Origin of the sequence: Peribacillus faecalis, assembly GCF_014712675.1 — a bacterium.
Taxonomy (GTDB): domain Bacteria; phylum Bacillota; class Bacilli; order Bacillales; family DSM-1321; genus Bacillus_AD; species Bacillus_AD faecalis.
Genome location: NZ_JACXSI010000016.1, coordinates 55115 through 72501 on the forward strand (window position 1 = coordinate 55115; position 17387 = coordinate 72501).

14 protein-coding genes are annotated in these 17387 nt (G+C 38.7%); 3 read left to right on the plus strand and 11 right to left on the minus strand.

Translation table 11 applies throughout. From position 1 onward, the window contains the following. Positions 1–41: 41 nt before the first annotated feature. The 9 genes from aspD to IEO70_RS08170 all read right to left on the minus strand — a co-directional run bounded on the left by aspD (position 42) and on the right by IEO70_RS08170 (position 13010). Positions 42–1676, minus strand: coding sequence for an aspartate 4-decarboxylase (gene aspD, locus IEO70_RS08130; RefSeq protein ID WP_190997875.1), 1635 nt, complete (start codon positions 1674–1676; stop codon positions 42–44). A 168-nt stretch (positions 1677–1844) separates the two neighbouring features. Continuing rightward, positions 1845–3617, minus strand: a complete 1773-nt coding sequence (locus IEO70_RS08135; protein ID WP_190997876.1) for an acyl-CoA dehydrogenase family protein — start codon at positions 3615–3617, stop codon at positions 1845–1847. Between the two features lie 128 nt (positions 3618–3745). Beyond that, entirely contained in the window at positions 3746–4513 is a 768-nt protein-coding gene (locus IEO70_RS08140; RefSeq protein ID WP_190997877.1) for an NRDE family protein, read from the minus strand. A gap of 107 nt (positions 4514–4620) precedes the next feature. Next, positions 4621–5361 (minus strand): NADPH-dependent oxidoreductase, encoded by a 741-nt coding sequence (locus IEO70_RS08145; RefSeq protein WP_190997878.1) that lies wholly within the window; start codon positions 5359–5361, stop codon positions 4621–4623. A 56-nt stretch (positions 5362–5417) separates the two neighbouring features. Further along, on the minus strand, positions 5418–6224 hold the full coding sequence (gene hdhA / locus IEO70_RS08150) for a 7alpha-hydroxysteroid dehydrogenase (protein ID WP_190997879.1): 807 nt from the start codon (positions 6222–6224) through the stop codon (positions 5418–5420). Between the two features lie 991 nt (positions 6225–7215). Continuing rightward, positions 7216–8763, minus strand: coding sequence for a SagB/ThcOx family dehydrogenase (locus IEO70_RS08155; RefSeq protein WP_190997880.1), 1548 nt, complete (start codon positions 8761–8763; stop codon positions 7216–7218). Positions 8764–8782: 19 nt separating this feature from the next. Continuing rightward, on the minus strand, positions 8783–10720 hold the full coding sequence (locus IEO70_RS08160; protein WP_190997881.1) for a TOMM precursor leader peptide-binding protein: 1938 nt from the start codon (positions 10718–10720) through the stop codon (positions 8783–8785). Beyond that, positions 10717–12612, minus strand: a complete 1896-nt coding sequence (locus IEO70_RS08165) for a putative thiazole-containing bacteriocin maturation protein (RefSeq protein ID WP_190997882.1) — start codon at positions 12610–12612, stop codon at positions 10717–10719. Before IEO70_RS08165 ends, IEO70_RS08160 begins: the two co-directional genes overlap by 4 nt. Before the next feature lie 164 nt (positions 12613–12776). Next, the gene (locus tag IEO70_RS08170; protein WP_190997883.1) at positions 12777–13010 is read right to left on the minus strand and encodes a heterocycloanthracin/sonorensin family bacteriocin; all 234 of its coding nucleotides are present in this window, start codon (positions 13008–13010) and stop codon (positions 12777–12779) included. 245 nt (positions 13011–13255) lie between these two features. Between IEO70_RS08170 and IEO70_RS08175 the strand changes: the two genes are divergently transcribed. Continuing rightward, positions 13256–13480 (plus strand): hypothetical protein, encoded by a 225-nt coding sequence (locus IEO70_RS08175; protein ID WP_190997884.1) that lies wholly within the window; start codon positions 13256–13258, stop codon positions 13478–13480. A gap of 61 nt (positions 13481–13541) precedes the next feature. On the opposite strand, the gene IEO70_RS08180 is transcribed toward IEO70_RS08175, so the two are convergent. After that, positions 13542–14858 carry a WD40/YVTN/BNR-like repeat-containing protein gene (locus IEO70_RS08180; RefSeq protein ID WP_190997885.1) on the minus strand — a complete coding sequence of 439 codons (1317 nt, stop codon included), beginning with the start codon at positions 14856–14858 and terminating at the stop codon, positions 13542–13544. Between the two features lie 153 nt (positions 14859–15011). Here IEO70_RS08180 and IEO70_RS08185 point away from each other — a divergent pair, with 153 nt between their 5' ends. Continuing rightward, positions 15012–15908, plus strand: a complete 897-nt coding sequence (locus IEO70_RS08185; protein WP_190997886.1) for a sulfurtransferase — start codon at positions 15012–15014, stop codon at positions 15906–15908. A gap of 48 nt (positions 15909–15956) precedes the next feature. Here the strand turns inward: IEO70_RS08185 and IEO70_RS08190 are convergent, their stop codons facing one another. After that, complete coding sequence (locus IEO70_RS08190; protein ID WP_235973545.1) at positions 15957–16928, minus strand: MBL fold metallo-hydrolase; 972 nt, start codon at positions 16926–16928, stop codon at positions 15957–15959. 167 nt (positions 16929–17095) lie between these two features. Here IEO70_RS08190 and IEO70_RS08195 point away from each other — a divergent pair, with 167 nt between their 5' ends. Next, positions 17096–17278, plus strand: a complete 183-nt coding sequence (locus tag IEO70_RS08195) for a hypothetical protein (protein WP_190997888.1) — start codon at positions 17096–17098, stop codon at positions 17276–17278. The last annotated feature ends 109 nt before the right edge of the window (positions 17279–17387 follow it).

Here is a 17387-nt window from a genome sequence, read left to right on the forward strand (position 1 = left end):
AAAAGCTTCTGTCTTGTTTGATAGAAGCTTTTTGCCTATTGTTATTCAACCTTATTATTCTTCCAGTCAGATGAGTATTGTTCGAACAATTCATTAATCGCCTTGCCTATTTTTGCATACTGCTCGTTCTTCAGGTTTGCTAACGAAACCCGAATTGACCAGGAAGGCCCTTCAAATCCGCTGCCGTTCAGCAAAACAATACTGTACTTTTCAGCCAAATCGAATAAAAATTCGATTGCGCTCCGTTCTTCTTTCAAATAGGTAACAAATTCTTCCCCATACTTCATTTTCGCCCATATCAATAAATCAAACTCATTATAGTAGCTTGTACTATGCTTATTAGGAATCATTGTAAGTTCAACTAAGTGGTCATACAATATTTTTTTTCGTTCTCTGCAAATTTCCTTTGTTTGCTGTTTGTATGAATTCTCTTTATCAAGCAATGCAAAAATCGAAAAAATCGCCATTTGAACTTGCTGTGGCGTCGACAGCCCTGCTGTATGATTTAATGCAACATGACGGCTGTCTGCTACGAGCCGATCGATAAACGAAAGTCCTTCAGGAGTTGTTGTTAAAGACTCATAGCGTTCCTTCAGTCTGTCTTTAGCTTCTTGCGGAAGATTAGCGATTAATTTGTTATACACATTATCTTGTGCAAGTGCGATAACGCCGAGACGCCATCCGGTTACACCAAAATACTTTGAAAACGAGTACACACCCAACGTGTTATAAGGTAATGAAATCAATAACGATTTAAAATCATCGGCAAAAGTTCCGTATACATCATCAGTAACAATCATTAGATTGGGGTTCTTTTCTTCTACAATCTTTTTGAAGTACGCCAAAGTATCTTCATCCATCGCAACTGACGGCGGATTACTCGGATTAACGACACATACCGCCTTCACGCTTGGATCAGACAGTTTATCGAGCTCTTCTTTTGGATATTGCCACGTATGACGACCATTTCCGCTGATGGCCGATGCATGGATTGGCACCACTTCAAATTCATAGCGCGGCAAACGCGGTATATCAAGGTATGGTGTAAAGATCGGTACCATTAGCGCTAATTTTTCACCTTTTTTCATTAATCGATTAGCCATTAACGAATCAAAAATATAGCACATTGCTGCTGTACCGCCTTCGACCGCGAATAAATCATAGCTATTATCTTTCGGATTGCCACCCATTTCTTGCAGCACGTATTCTCTGACAACCTTCTCGATTTTAACGAGCATCCGGTCCGGAACTGGATAATTATCACCTATAATGCCATCGACTAATTCAAAAAGCCAACTATCAGGTTCAAAACCATGCTGTTCGACTCCGTAATCAATAATTCGGCTTAATAAATCAATCCCGCCTGCCTCTTTATTTTCAGCATAAAAGATTTTAAAACGTTCATATATGCCAGGTTGCTCAGGCATTCCCGCCAAATCTCCATCATTCCACATTCTTTTCGTTTCCAAAACAGCAAAATGGCCGAGTGTAAAAAACGCCTGTCTCGGAGTAGAAGCCGTCCAATTCGGATTACCTCGACCTGCATTGAGTAATACTCTGACACCTTTACGTTCTGATTTCGTCGCCAGTTTGATCAGTTCATCTTTAATTTCAAATGGACTTAAAGTATGATATTTCTCAATTAGCTCTTTTCTTGTTAATTGATCCTTATTCATTGATGACATCCTTTCGAAGCTAAAAACACTTCATTCACCTCGTTGTTTTACATGCTGATTTCATAAGGATTATTATTTTACAAAATTGAATATTCCATCCACAAAGCACAGAAAGGCAACAAAAAGAGGATTGATAGAAACAAGATCAATCCTCAAATCTGATTAATTTCAAACAATATACGCTTCTGCTTCAATTAAACGTGCCGCAATCTCCCGCTTTCGCAAAAAACCGTCAGTATCGTTAAACTTACAGAACCTATCTTGAATTAAATTCCGCAGTTTCTCATTTTGCTCACTTGACGGCATCCCATTCAGAAGACGACGCGTATGCATCTCGACTTCCAAAATAGCGGTGTAAATAAAACTTTCAGCCAGTTTCACTTTCAATACTTCATTTGTCAGGCCGTTTCTGCGCACTGCTTTTTCCGCTCGAAGAATTACAGATTCAGCAGCGAATAATTGAATTGCAATATCAGACAGTTTAATCAAGCTTTCCTGTTCTTGTCCAATATTTTTGCCATACATTTCAAAGACGGCACCGGCTAAAAGCAAAAAGGCATTCCGTATCGAACGAACCATTGTCTTCTCTTTTTTTAAGGGGCTGTCAAAGTTCACTGGTACTTCGTTCATTTCCTTTGCTGACTTCTGTAGATGCTCATTAAGCTTAATTTCTCCGCCGATTGCTTTTTTTACTAATAAGTTTGGTACAAGAAATCGGTTTATTTCGTTTGTCCCTTCAAAGATCCGATTTATTCTTGAATCACGGTAAAACCGTTCGATGCGATATTCTTGCATGTACCCGTAGCCTCCGTGTAGCTGAACGCCTTCATCAACTACATAATCGAGTGTTTCAGAACCAAAAACTTTACATATAGAACACTCTCCAGCAAATTCAGCCAGTCCTTCACGGATAATAGTCGTGTCACTTTCCTCATACAGACTGCCCATCGAGCTTTCCAGCAATTGTGCAGTTCGGTATTGGACCGATTCTGCCGCAAAAATTCGGCTTGCCATATCCGCCAGCTTTTCCTGTGTGGCACGGAATGAAGAAATCGATTGTTTGAACTGCTTTCTCTCATTTGTATAATGAATTATTTCTTTTAATGCAGCCTTCGCGCCACCGGTGCAGGCTCCTCCTAAATTAAAACGTCCCAAATTTAAGACATTAAAAGCTATGATATGTCCTTTTCCGATTTCACCTAAAACATTTTCAACCGGAACGATGCAGTCCTCTAATATAACAGAACAAGTAGATGAACCTTTAATCCCCATCTTCTTCTCTTCCGGCCCTAACGATAATCCTGGATAATCCTTCTCTACAATGAATGCTGTAAATTTTGTGCCGTCAACCTTTGCGTATACAATAAATGTATCCGAAAAACCGGCATTCGTAATCCATTGTTTTGTTCCGTTTAAAATATAATGCTTTCCTGATTCGCTTAACACTGCCGTGGTAGTAGCGCCAAGCGCGTCTGAACCTGATGAAGGTTCTGTGAGACAATAAGCTCCGATATAATCACCGGAAGCAAGTTTAGGAAGGTACTTTTGTTTCTGTTCTTCACTTCCGAAATATGTAATCGGCAAAGTGGCAATGCATGTGTGATTAGAATGAGCCACTCCGTATGAACCTGTCTCTCCAAGCACTTCACCGACTATGCCTTTACTGATTTTATCAAGGCCGATTCCGCCATATTTTTCGGGCACACTATGACCCAACAAACCTAATGCTCCGGCTTTTTTCAGCAATGCAACTGTTTGTTCAAACTGTTGCGCCTCAATTGCTTCCATTTGCGGAAGAACATCTCGTTCCACAAATTGTTTCGCAGTTAAAGCAATCATTTTATGTTCTTCTGTAAGATCTTCAGGTGTGAAAACTTGTTCCGGCTCAGTTTCTGTAAAAAGAAAATCTAAGCCCTTCTTTGAATCACGTGTAATCTTCATAAGAACCTCCGGGTTTAGTTAGTAAAAAAAAGAAGAACATAGACACTTTGGTGTACAGTTCTTCTTTTGTTCATTACATATTTTACCATTTGATAGAGTGTTCATCTAGAAAAATAATAGTTTGTACTCTATTCTATTTTAAAAACAAATCGCTTTTCTTCATGATATTGCCCATCAATAAATACACGCTCCGCAAAGGTGATATTGTTCTCTTTATCTATTAATAAAACAGTTGATGAACGAGTGCCATAACCGGGCATTTTTATAAACAATGGGGACAATGCTCTTTCTGTTTGCAATCCGACACCGGTATCCGGCAAATCATTATCAGAAGCTATTGCTTCGTCAGCAACGATTTCAAAAAGCGGCTTTAATTCCATTACTCCCTTGTTAGCATTCATATGCTCTTTAAGCATCTGTTTGCCCTTTACCACTTTTGGCCAAGGAGTATTTAATGTATGATTGCTCAAGCTGTGTGTTCCTGGGCTAATTATATTTTTCTCATTTAATATATTATTATAATGATACAGCTGACTGCCATTTCCGACGAGAACATTAAATCCATCATACATCTCTCTATTCATAGCCAGCTGATTAATATAATCACTCGGCTCCATTTTGCCAGTCAGAAATTGTCTTACTATTTCTCCACGTGAATAACGGCCTTTTACCGGCAATTTCGGATCGCGAAAATTAGTTAAAGCTGCAAAACGTCCATTCTTTGCAATACCAAGCCAAGTGCCTCCCTGGAGCAAATCACGTCCTGCCAGAATAAAAGGGTCATCTTCCCAAAAATGTGCGCCGGCAGTTGGCCTCGTATAACTTTCATCTCTATTGGCAGCCACAACTAATTGATAATTATCATGATCTTGAAAGTGAAAATTGATTAAACACATTTATTTATAATCCCCTTTGACTTGAACTACTATCCTTTCCGTTTATCATAGCATATTAATGCAAGAAAGCCTGAAATGAATTATCCATTTCAGGCTTTCTCATCATATTATTTATCGGATAAAAACTTTTGTTGTTTTAATCCTTCTGTAATTCCTTGATAATACTCTTTACTATAGAAGTTTGCGACAGCTTTTGTCCATGTGCCGGTACGTTTGCCTTGCGAGCTTCTTTCCAAATATTCTGCATAAATCTCATTGTATTGCTCAAGCAATGTATGTACGTCTTTATTATATGTTTCCTGGTGATAAACAGCTTGTTTCGGCAAGCGCGGTTTTAATTCCGGTGTTTCAGCCGGATGGCCGATGCACAGTCCACACACAGGAAGCACATAAGGCGGCAATTCCAGCAGTTCGATTACTTCTTTTATGTTTCGGCGAATGCCGCCAATTGGAACCGTTCCAAGCCCAAATGATTCAGATGCGGTTACGGCTGCGCCTAGCGCTATGCCGACATCTGTTGCGCCGACAAGTAAAGTGTCGATATTATCACTTACATGAAGCTGCAAATCTTCCATTTGACTTGCGACTAATGCCCGATAAAAATCAGCGCAAAACACTAAAAATACAGGTGCTTCCTCCACATGTTTCTGGCCTCCGCACAATTCCGCTAGTTTCTTCTTGCGCTCTAAATCTTTTACAGCAATAACAGAGACTTGCTGCCCGTTAATCCAGCTTGGAGCAGCTTGAACTGCTTTAATGATTTGCTCTAATTGACTCTCTTCAACATCCTTTGCCTGACAAGAGCGATATGATCGATGAGATAGTAATGTGTCCATAACTTTATTCAAGATAAACTCCTCCTTATTCTCTCTATTTATTATACATAAACAGATGTTGTCTACTATTAATTTTTTACTAACTCTCTCATTTGACTATACTCTGCGTATTGTGGTGTTGGCATTCCATATCCGCCTGCAACTTCCAAATGATGGCCGGTAACGTATGATGAATCATCACTAGCAAAGAATAATACTGCTTTCGCTATATCATCAGGTAGACCCATCCGATTCAAAGGTACGTGATGTAAGAATGATTGTATAAAATCTTGCGACATATTAGAAATCGCTGCTTTTGTAGCAATTAATCCAGGCAATACAGCATTGCAGCGAATGTGATCCTTTGCGTACTGAGTAGCGATATTTTCTGTAAGGGAGTTAATTGCAGCTTTTGAAACGCAATATGCCATTCGAGATATATCTGGTACAACAGAACCGATTGTAGATATATTGACGATACTGCCACCACCATTCTTTATCATATGCGGAATCGCTGCCTTGCATGGTAAGTATACACTTTTCAGATTATCTTCTACAATTCTGAAGAATGAATCACTATCTCCATTCATTAAATCTTTATCGACTTGAACGTCGGTACCACCATAATTATTGACAAGAATATCAATTTTCTCTTCATTAGTAACAACTGTTTCAATCATCGACGTAAATGTTTCTTCCTCGCGCGCATTAAAATAAACAAATTTTGCCACCCCTCCCTTTGCAGCAATATCGGAAATCGCTTCATTTGCTAGTACTTCATTTCTGGCTGCCAAGTAGACAACTGCACCATTTTCCGCTAGCAGCTCTGCCGTAGCTAAACCGATTCCTTTCGTTGACGCTGTTACAACCGCTACTTTGCCGTCTAATTTCTTCATCTTATTAGCCCTCCTAAAAGAGAATGAGTATTATAAATATTATATCAAAATAATTAATGGTGCATATTTGGAAAATAAACACAATAAGAAAACCATTACTGGTTCGGAATATTATTTATGTAAAAAATGTAAAATATTTTAATTGCGTATGTTAAACTGAAACTATAAAAAGTTCTTATAGGATAAAGTAAAGCAATTCCTGTTCTTGGTACATTATCTTTAATTTGTGATTATCTTTCGAAATGCATAACAGCGGGTAAAGCTTGGAATGAAATTCCTAAATAAAAGAGGGAGGTTTAAGTGGCATTTCTTTTAAGTCTTCTAGGATGGGCGATAGTAATAATATATTTGTTAGCTATTTCAAAAATAGCAGATGTATTTATGGATGAAATTAAAAAGCGCACTGATGACGACTTCTTAATAACCCTTCCTTTATGTTTATTATTATGTCTCTCATCGTTTTGTATATTATTTATAATGAAATTATATCAACTAGAATTCGCATCGCTAACACATTTAATGACCATAATTTTATACACATCTGTTACTATTTCAAGCATTTTACTTTTTAGCATAATTGTAATTAGACCAATAAATAAATCTATGTATGAAAAAGTTGTATATTTCATTAAATATTTTAAGTTTAAGAAGTGAGATAAAGACGAAAGAAAACGCAACTAGCACTAAGTTGCGTTTTTTATGTTATAAAATTTGGTGAACTTTATTTTTCGTATGAACTGAGTCTCTCAGGATGAGAGTCACAGCGGGAATGTATACGGTATACGGACGTAGCGCTCTTAGTCGCTGATTCTTACTTGCGGACCGATTCCATATTTCAGCGTTGAATTATCGAAATGAGGTTGCTCAAAGGGTAATAGGTGCTGGAGCTGGATGACGATAAACTTGTTTTAACTTATACACAAGGTGAAATCCTAAACAAAAATAAAAACGACAATTACCATCTCTTGTCGCACAATAATAAAACCTATATTTATATGTGTAAAGCTCCACTTAGTTTAGGCGGATTGTTATAATATCCAATCGGTACTTGAATAAGGCATGTTTTTCCTTTGGATTGCAGATCATAAAGATGATCACATTTGCTTGCATCAAATCCAAGAAGAGGATGTCCATTCATGCCAAATGCAGTGGCTGTTAAGAGTAACTTTTGAACAAGCATGCCTGCTTCCATTTGCTGAATGCGATAACCTCTATAACCGTATGAATTCAAATAAAAATCAGAGTCTCCAACAATATGAATACATACCGGAATATGCTGCAAATTCACATTATCCATCGTCATCGCATACTGCAAATAAGTACGGTAATCTCCTTGGCGGATCAAATGTAAGCTATGAGATTTGCTGTCATAAACATAGCAGCCGTCCGGGATATGTTCTACATTAAATAAACAGCAATACAGATTGAGAGGAGCTTCACAGCCTCTTAAGTCATTCCGGTAGCAAAGAGATGATGCTGTCTCCTGCAAAAGGGATGCTAACTGCGTAATACTTACTTTGCCTAACACAAAATCCATCTCCGGGGAGAAACGCCTTCTGCAGGCAGTCGCTAAATCGTATGTCAACGGTTCAACATAAGGCAGCCTCCATCCGCTTGCTTCTTCTGCCGGCTTGCTTTTCATTTTATACAAATGCGTTCCGGTGCTTGAATGAATTTTAGATGCTTCCGTCATTCCGAGCAACATCGGATACTTCTTAATTCTTTTAGAGCGGACAGTATGCTTCCGCTGAATAACCGGAATTCGATTACATAAGTCTGATGAAGTCAAATCAGCATGTTCATAAGCCTTCCAATTCATTGGGTTTACCGATAGCGGAATGACTGCATACACACTTTCCTCCTGTTCAGAAATTCCAAGGAGATGATTTACCGCATCATCGATAAAATGGAAATACACCCCGCTCTCAATACCGAACCGCTTGCTGACTTCAACTAACTGCCCGATTAGCACCCCACCATCCAAGCCCTGCAACCTGTAAGAAAAATTATTATATTTAAAGTAATTTTTCCAAAACATCGTCGAGACAAATACGGTTGCAAAACAAGAAGGTATTGTACAGCGATGTCCTAATGCTCCTTTTAGAAATGAGTCAAAATTACCTTCCCGCAGCAGCAGCAACCGATGATGGGCTGAATCATAATGATACACGCCAATTGGCAAATCAGGCAGTTTTAAATAAATATACAGCTCACTAGGATATAAACCACCTCCTGAAGGAACAAAACGGCGTAATGACTGGTACGGTTCCATTATTTGCTCAAAAGGATCAAGCGTCTGGCTAACCTTAGTCACAGCGAACGTATACCATAAAAAATGGCCGATTGTAAGGAGATCCGGATGTGCCGGTACTTCGACTTTCTCTAATGATAACGGTACTTCCAACGTCAAAGAAAATGCAGGCACATCTTGATATAATTTATAAGGAAGCGGGGCATCCATCCAATCAACTTCCCATCCGGGCGGGCTTAGGTTTTCTACATCGTAATGCAATTGATACAGAAACTGATTCAGATTCAACTTCATCCCTCCTCTCCATTCACGGAAACGGATGCGGATGAGGATTAAGCTGTTCTAACGTCAGAGGCTGTTTTACATACCCTAACTCCATCGGCACCTTCAACACTCGTTCTAATCCAGTGACTCGCGTAAGATGATGGCCAAATGTCATCGGCAGCATTCCTGGAATAATTACTTTCACACAATATAATCCATTCTTTTTAATTTCCGGAGTTGTTTGATCGACTACAATTACATCTAGGTTTAATCGCTGAAATGCTTGAAGCAGATCATGAAGGTCATCCGTTAAATCCATATGATTGACTGTAGAATTAAATTCTTCCTGAAAATTTCGCAAAGGACGATTTTCATTCAATAAAAAACGCAAGCGTTCTTCTGTTTCCGGCAAACCGAACAGCATACCGTGATCATCCATTTTCTTTACAAGACCAGAGTCAGACAGCATTTTTTTATATTGTTGCTTACCTTTTTCAAACTGATCATCAAGAGTCAACATCATTCCCGCTAATTCATGAACAGCGCTTTTTGCCGCTCGAACGGGATCAGGATGGGCACCGCCTGCGCAAATGATATTCAAGCCGCTTTTTTTCCTGTTTTTCGCTATTGCAAATATGGTTGGAATGCCATTCTCCATTGTCGCGTTATATAGATGAATATCGTAGCCGCCGACTGCTCCGGCCCTGTCAATCATTAGCTTTAGTTCTTCATCGTTTGCTGAATCCGAATCTAAACGAGGCAATGAAAGCTGCGCATACCATGTAAGCAAAAACGAATCGCGCTCAACCACCTCCAATATTCCGTACATGATGGCTTCTTCTAAACTTCCGCCTAACGCACAGCCGTTCGAGGTTTCAAAAACAAAACCATTCCCGCATCCTAAACTATAATAAGCCAGCAGCTCCGGCACGAGGATTGGCTTTTCCCTTAAAAACGAATAGCCCCAAACCCAGTGCATGCGGCGATCCGGATGGAATGGATGGAACGGGAAATTTGGCTGCTCATAATTTTCCTTTGCATGTACCCCTAATGCAATCGGATTTATCGCTTGCTCCTTTAACTGATTATAACTGCCGTATACTGTTGTCCGTTTGCCTTTAGGTTCAATCCCGCAATACCTCTCCAGCGCCTCTAATATTGCAGTCATGACACTTACTTCATAACTATTGGTTCGCCCAGCCGCTCCTTCATCACCGGCAAATAGCGGAAGTGTTACACTTGCATCGGCAAACGGAGGAACAAGATCAATCATTTTATTATTTAAAAATCCAATTTGCGGATCTAAGTAATCTTTCGTTAAAAATTGGCTTAGTTCATCAAGTGAACGTGTGCGATAAACATTTGGACTTATCTTTGGTCTTGGCTGTAAAGTGACTGTTGCATCATCAGGCGAATCATCAGGAATTCCACCGCATACTGCACATAACGGATCAGGTAGAAACGAATGGATAGATGTATTCAATGTTTTTAAATTCATCAATAAAATGTGATTGTCTTCTTTCCCGTTTATCATTTTCTTTAATTCAGATGCAACTAAGTAGGCAAAATGCAAAAGACCTTGATGGGAAACAGCAGCATCTGACTGTGTTGTTTCTGCTTTTTGCAGTTTATCCTTAACTTCACGCATTTCATGACGGTCCCTGCCTGCCATAAGCCTCCTTAAATCGGCACACTGAGAACAGCCTGAATAGCCTTTTTCAGATAACGGGCCTATTATACCGTTGCCGAATGAAATGTATGCTCTTAGCCACGGAATGCCGTTCAACCTCAATCTTTCCTCAGCCTTTTGGTGCACAGCCGGCTTCCAGTTATCATCCAAAACGACTGCTAAATCATAATTTTCCAATCCGGCATTGTCTATTTCTGAACATTGAAACACTTTATATTGTTCATTTAAAATCTTTTGCACATAATCCGCCAAAGCTCCTTTGCCAACGATAAGAATAGTCTTTAATTTCATACTCTATCCTCCCGCAACCGTACACCGTATACATGAATGGATGAGTCTCTAAAAGGCTGAAGAGATATTTTTAGGATTGAAAGTGCTTGCCCGTTTTGTTTGAAATTGTTGATAGCCGTGCGTAAACCCTCTTGCTTCGAATGTTCAGTTGGTATATCTATGAGTTTAACAGCATTTCTTGACATTAACGGCGGCTGTAAGCATTCGTGAACAGTCCCGTTTTGAGACGCCATCACTGCCTGTCGTAAAGCATTACGCAATGCTGCCGTTAAATTTATGCCAGGGCTGGCATACCAGCCTTTATTCGTTCCGACCCACACTACCGGGAAACCATGGATTTCTTCACCTAATCCGACAGCCGGATTGCCGCACATTGTGGAAAGCGATTGCCAATAAAAACGGGATTTCTCATCATTGATTACCTGAATGACTACCGTTTCAATACCATTTCTTCGTTGTAAACTATTACTCTTAAATTCTTGTTCCACCATGTGCTGTATTCCCCGCAAAACAGCTTCTTCCACAGTCTCCCCTGCCCCGACTGCAATTTCGTGTCTCACTTGCCGATTGCCCGAAACAGGCTTGAGCAATTCAGTTAATGTCCGCTGAACATAAGTCTCTACACCAATTAGTCCGGCTATTCTCCTCGCTTCCATATGCGTTAAATCTGAGACTATAATTTCCGGCATCTCTTTTGCAGGGCCTTCGGAAAGAGGATCGACAGGCTGCACTATACATTGAGCTAACGGGAGCTGTTTTAAATTCCCTTCTTCCCACTTTAGAAATATCCCAGATTGTGGCGACGTCAACTGACTGAACAGTTGAAACCATTGATCTGTGCCTCGTTTATTCAATTGTTTTTTCATTTGTAATTCTAAGTCTTCAACAGATGTAATACGTGCATCACCTGACAGAAGCGGGTGCGGAACAAAATTATGCCAGCCGCCCTCCAGCGTTTCCCCATTTAAAAGATAAAATTTCGGATGAGTATTTTGTTCGTTTACTCCCGTTATATCTTTAAACAACTCAAAGACGAGCAAATTTACTAATAAAGATTGAGCTGTATTTAAGTCTGAGTTCGTTGAATTTTCTTCAGGTAAATAAACACTCCGCCAAGCCGATTCCCAACAGCCTTTAGAACTCGGCTTCACGACTGGACCTGCGAATCCGGTTTGACCCAAGAATACGGAGGGAGCAAAAACTTTCTTCTCTTGTCTGCAAATTAAATGCAGCTTTCTTAGTTCATCTGTTTCATTATTTTTGGCCATATATAATATATAGTCAAACGGACGGATTGTCTTTTCCCAATCTGTCTCAAACTGTATTTCTTCAATCATAAGCTCGGGATCCTTCTTTTTAGCGGCTTCAATCAGTCCTTCAATTCGCTGCTTACCTGCAGAAAATGGTTTCTCCATTAAATAATGAATTTTCTCTAATCCGGATTCGGCCAATGAGAATATTAAAGATTGCATCATCGCTCCCGAACCAATTGCCAATACTTTGCTTTGCCGGAAAAATTGAAAACGATAAGCTCCTGAACCTCCGAAATGATCTAAAAATTCAATTTGCGAAGCATAGTTCTGTATAACTTTTTCTCCCAGCTGATGAGGATGATCCATACTCACATCACGAACAAAACCGTTTTTGAGCAATACTTCAGCTATACTAAACACTTGTTTACGATGAGGCACCGGTAAGCCGGCTGTCATTTCCTCTAAAGAATGTTTGCCCGTGAGCATCGGCAATAGTGTATCAATCCATTGCGCGATTGTACTGCCTTCCATCCGGAACGAACTGACATTGTTGCGAAAATAGACTCCTCTATCTCCATCAGGAATGAAAAATGTATCCCGGTTTACTTTCAGTCGCATAGAAGGTGTAATCACATTCATATGTCGCCTCCTGCTGTTCTATTTATATGCCAAAATATCTTTATCTTCATTGTATGTATGACAATTTGTCTCTTATGATATGTGACACTGTTCTTGCTAATCCAATAAAAAAAGAAGTTATCCAAAAGTAAACAATTGGGACAACTTCTTTTTGTGAAACTAAATTAGCGGCAACGACCGCAGCGGCCACAGCCTCCGCAACGTCCTCCGCAGCCTCCACAGCGGCCGACGCACCCAAAACAGCTGAAGCATCCGAAGCAAAGGAACCCTCCAATGCAACCGCCTATAAACAGTCTGGAATCATTCATCGTATATTGATTTTGATCCCAAGGTACAACTTCGCCAGTCTGAAAATCGCCAACATTTAACGATTGAAGTTGGTTTTGAAAATCGTACATAGTTTAACCTCCACCTACATAATGAAATTGGGTGTACGGACATTTGCATAGAAGAATAGAATCAACTATTAAAAAAAGTACTCCCACCAACAAAATATGTACTATTTTTTGGTCTTGCTACTTATATAAAAGCCCATTCTATTACTGCTTCTTAAAAGAAAGGAATAATTTTTGCGTTACGTACTTTCCGATGAATAGAATCATACACATAATACATATCATTTTTGAATTAAGGAGAGACCAAAATGGCTGTCATTCATTTTATTGAAATTGATAAAAAACAGGTTGTCTTAACGCAAATTCTGAAGAAAATCCCCGCTGTCGATGCAGATGTGAAGATTAAAGGCCGTAAAGGAAAAATCATGAGTGTTGAGGAAAAAGAAGAAAACATTTTTCATGTACAAGTATTCTTTGAGCCGATTGTGAAAAAGCAAATTTCCTTGAAAGATGATAAAAAGCGGAGAAGATAGTAACAGAAAAAGCTATAAAGGGCGTATAGAAAGCACAAAGCACTTTCTATACGCCCTTTACTTATCCTTCTTCTGTAGATGGCGGATTTACAAGTTCTACATATTCCCATGTAATCCCCATATCTTCAGATTGATATTTTGCCATAATACGACCGCCTTGATAATCACCTTCATCACCTTGACCAACAAGTAAAACTAACATTTCATTTTCCTTGTATGGAGTTTGTGGATCAACGAAAACATTATTCCATTCTTCTTTAATTGGAAGGATGATTGGTGAAAATGTTTTACCGCCATCTTCAGTACGATAAAAATTCGTTTCTTCCCCTTCGACTTTCTTATAACTCATAAATCCAACATTTGGATCAATAAAACCTCCCGAACTAAGAAGCCAAGTACTGGGTCCATACCCTGTTACATTCCAAGTTTCCCCTCCATCAGAAGTCTTATAAATTACTTGTCCTTCTTGAGACATTGTTCGACCCCCAGCAGCGATGACATAGCCTACTTCTTCTGTTGGGAAATTACAGAACTTCACTCTCACGCTTTGCATTTCATTGTCAATATCAGCCGTTTGCCATGTAGTGCCTTGGTCATCCGTATAGATGATTTTCAAACCCGTTTCTTGCGTACCACCATAAACAAAGCTAGTTTTTTCTGGGCGAATAAGATAGCTTCCTTCCTGCAATGCATTATAATAAGAATTCCCATCACCAACTGTCGCTAATGTTTTTAAATCAACCGGCACTTCAATCCATGTTTCACCGTAATCATAGCTAACGAAACACGTTTCGTTTTCAATTTTGTATGTATATTGCTCTTCCTTGTATGGAATTTCTTCAATATACTCTTGCTCATATTCATCGATTTCTCTTTGTCCATTTGTATTGTATTGTTCTAAATCATAGCCTGCAGGGCGTTGAATTTTGTATACTTCATAAATTATTTCGTCATTTGCTCCAGCTCTTGTGTTAAACGAAAGAACCCACTGATGGCTTATGATTGAGTCTGCTTCCATTTCGGCCGCCAATTGAGAATCTGTTTCCAGATAATTTGGTTCATCAGATTTCGGCTTTATGGAAAAATCAACTTGAATAACATTATTTTCTTCATCAAGAACGGCAATTTCCTTTATTTCATAATCTTCTATTTTTATATTACCCGGCACAAATTCCTGCTGGTACTGTGCTAAATAAGCATCAAGCCATTTCACTCCAACTAATGTAATATTTTCTGTTCTAACTGAAATTGAAAAGCCTTCCGCTTTTTTATAGGTTATTTTACTTTGTTCATATTTATAATAACCGAAGTAACTTGCGCTAATTAGAATAATTAATAGAAATAACAGTATTCCAATCTTTTTTGTTCTTCTACTCATATTGCACCTCCGTTCTATCATTCTATCATATTCGCTTAATATTAAAGATTCATAACTGTTAATACTTTTCTAAATAGAAAGTCTAATTCCTAGTAATCAAATGTAAATTATTATATATTGTTTTTATACTATTATAGGAGATGAATGAAATTTATGAGCACTATTCCACAAATTGTTACTACTGAATGGCTTGCTGAACGTTTAAATGATCCCAAATTAAGACTTATAGATGCAACTACTTTCATGAAACCGCTTCAAGACGGAAACATTACTCTTACTTCCGGTAAAGATTCATATAATGCTACACACATACCCGGCGCAATATTTGCAGATGTGATGAATGAACTGTCTCATCCTGATGCAGATAAACCATTCACAGTTCCTCCTCGCGACTATTTCATCGAAAAGGTGACTCAACTTGGCATTGGGGATGCAGATACGTATACTGTCATTTATGACCAAGGAGCATTAGTTGGTGTTCCTGTCGTCGCACCGTATTGGGCTTCACGCCTGCGTTGGCAACTTCTTTTTGAAGGTTTTGAGAATATTGCGGTATTAGATGGAGGTTTGCCAAAATGGAAAGAAGAAGGTCGACCACTAACGAATGTACCTGGCTCTTATCCTAAGGCAACTTTCACAGGCGAAAGACAAAGTCATAGGCTTGTGACAAAAGAAGAAGTTTTCAATGCGATTGAGGATGATTCAACAGTTTTAATCAACAGTCTTTCTCCAGCTGATTTTTACGGAGAAACAAATACTTACCCTCGAAAAGGACACATCCCGGGCAGCAAAAATGTATTCTTTGGTTTACATTCTAGTCCGGAAACAAAAGAAGTTCTTTCAGACGAGCAATTGAGAAAAACTTTCGAAGCAACCGGCGCACTTGATCCAAACAAAAAGGTTATCACTTATTGCGGCGGAGGAATTGCCGCTACATGGAATGCATTAATTCTTGAGAAATTAGGCGTTAAAAATGTTGCTGTGTATGACGGTTCATTAAACGAATGGGCTGCAGATCCGGAGCTTCCTTTAACAACCGGCAAAAAATAACTCAAAAGGCCTCTTACAGTCAGCGTATGACTATAAGAGACCTTATTTCTAACTTGCTTTGTAGTGCCAAACACCCTTTTTCTTCACTTTCTCCACTTTATGATTACTCTCCAAATAATCTAAATGACCGACTATTTCCGACATTACTAAAGCAAACTCGCTTTTATACTTCTCTTTATAAAAAACTTGAGCTAACTCTTTGCCTGTATTGTATCCTTCTTTAATGAAAGTTAGAACTTGATCTGATTTTAGATGTATTCTCTCTAATCTATAGTTGAACAGTTCTCTCGAATTCCGTATTAACTCGCCATGGCCGGGATAAACGAGATTGATTTCAAAATTTGAGCATTTTTGAAGCGATTGTACGTATTGACTTAACGTTTGAATACGTCTGCCGTCCCGATCCGGTTCAACAATCGCATTACTCGAAATATGGCTGACTAAATGATCGCCGCCGAATAATTCTTTTTTTTGTTCATCAAAAAAAACGATGTGATCCGGGGAATGACCGGGCGTCTCAAAAACTTTCAATCCTGAGATGATATCATTTTCCGCTATCGGGATAATATCGCTGCGGACAGTATTTTTTTCGTTTCTGCTCATCAATTTTGTTATTTTTTCAATTTGTCTTGTTCCAAAATCGCCACAGTCCATTTCCTCATATAATTGCTTGAAAAAATCGATTCTTAAAGCGAAGTAGTCCTTATCTCTTTTTAAGCGATATATCGAATCAGCATGCGCATAAACAGGTACATCTTTAATGTCTGTAATTCGATTGATAATGCCGACATGATCTTCATGGTTATGCGTCAACAGCACTTGTGTAATATCACTTACATGCAGATCGTTTTTTGCCAATACGTTTTCGAGATATTCCCAGCATTCATCTGTAGGTATGCCTCCATCGATGAGCGTCAAAGAATCAGCTTGTTCCACTAAGTAAAAATTAAAACTCTTTAAAGAAAATTTTGTCGGGACTACAATCGGATGCACAGTCACTCCTTCATTTGAAAGTATCAAAGACAATCACTTCCTTAAATATATAAATTAATCAATAATCAACATAATTGCTCTTAAATACAAGTATATGCATTAAATGTAAATCAACTACCATCGTTAAGCAAGCATTAAGTATAATGGACGAATAGTTCATCATGTTTTGAGAAAGCTACTTTATAAGGAGTGAGATGATGAATAACGATAAAAATTTTCGTAAAGAGCTTTATAAAGAAACGGATGCCAGCAAAACAGTCGAAGCAATCGGCAATAAAAGCCAAGCCGAAAAAAGAATTGTAAATATGCAAGCCTCAACAGAATTCGGTGTAAAAACAGAACCCCTAGAGTATACACTTGAACCTGATATTGATTAATAAGAAACATTCATGATTTTACACTCACACCCCGGGGATGAAAATATATTCCCGGGGTTTTGTTTTCCACCAAGATACCCATAATGGTAATGCTATGGTGTGTAACTTA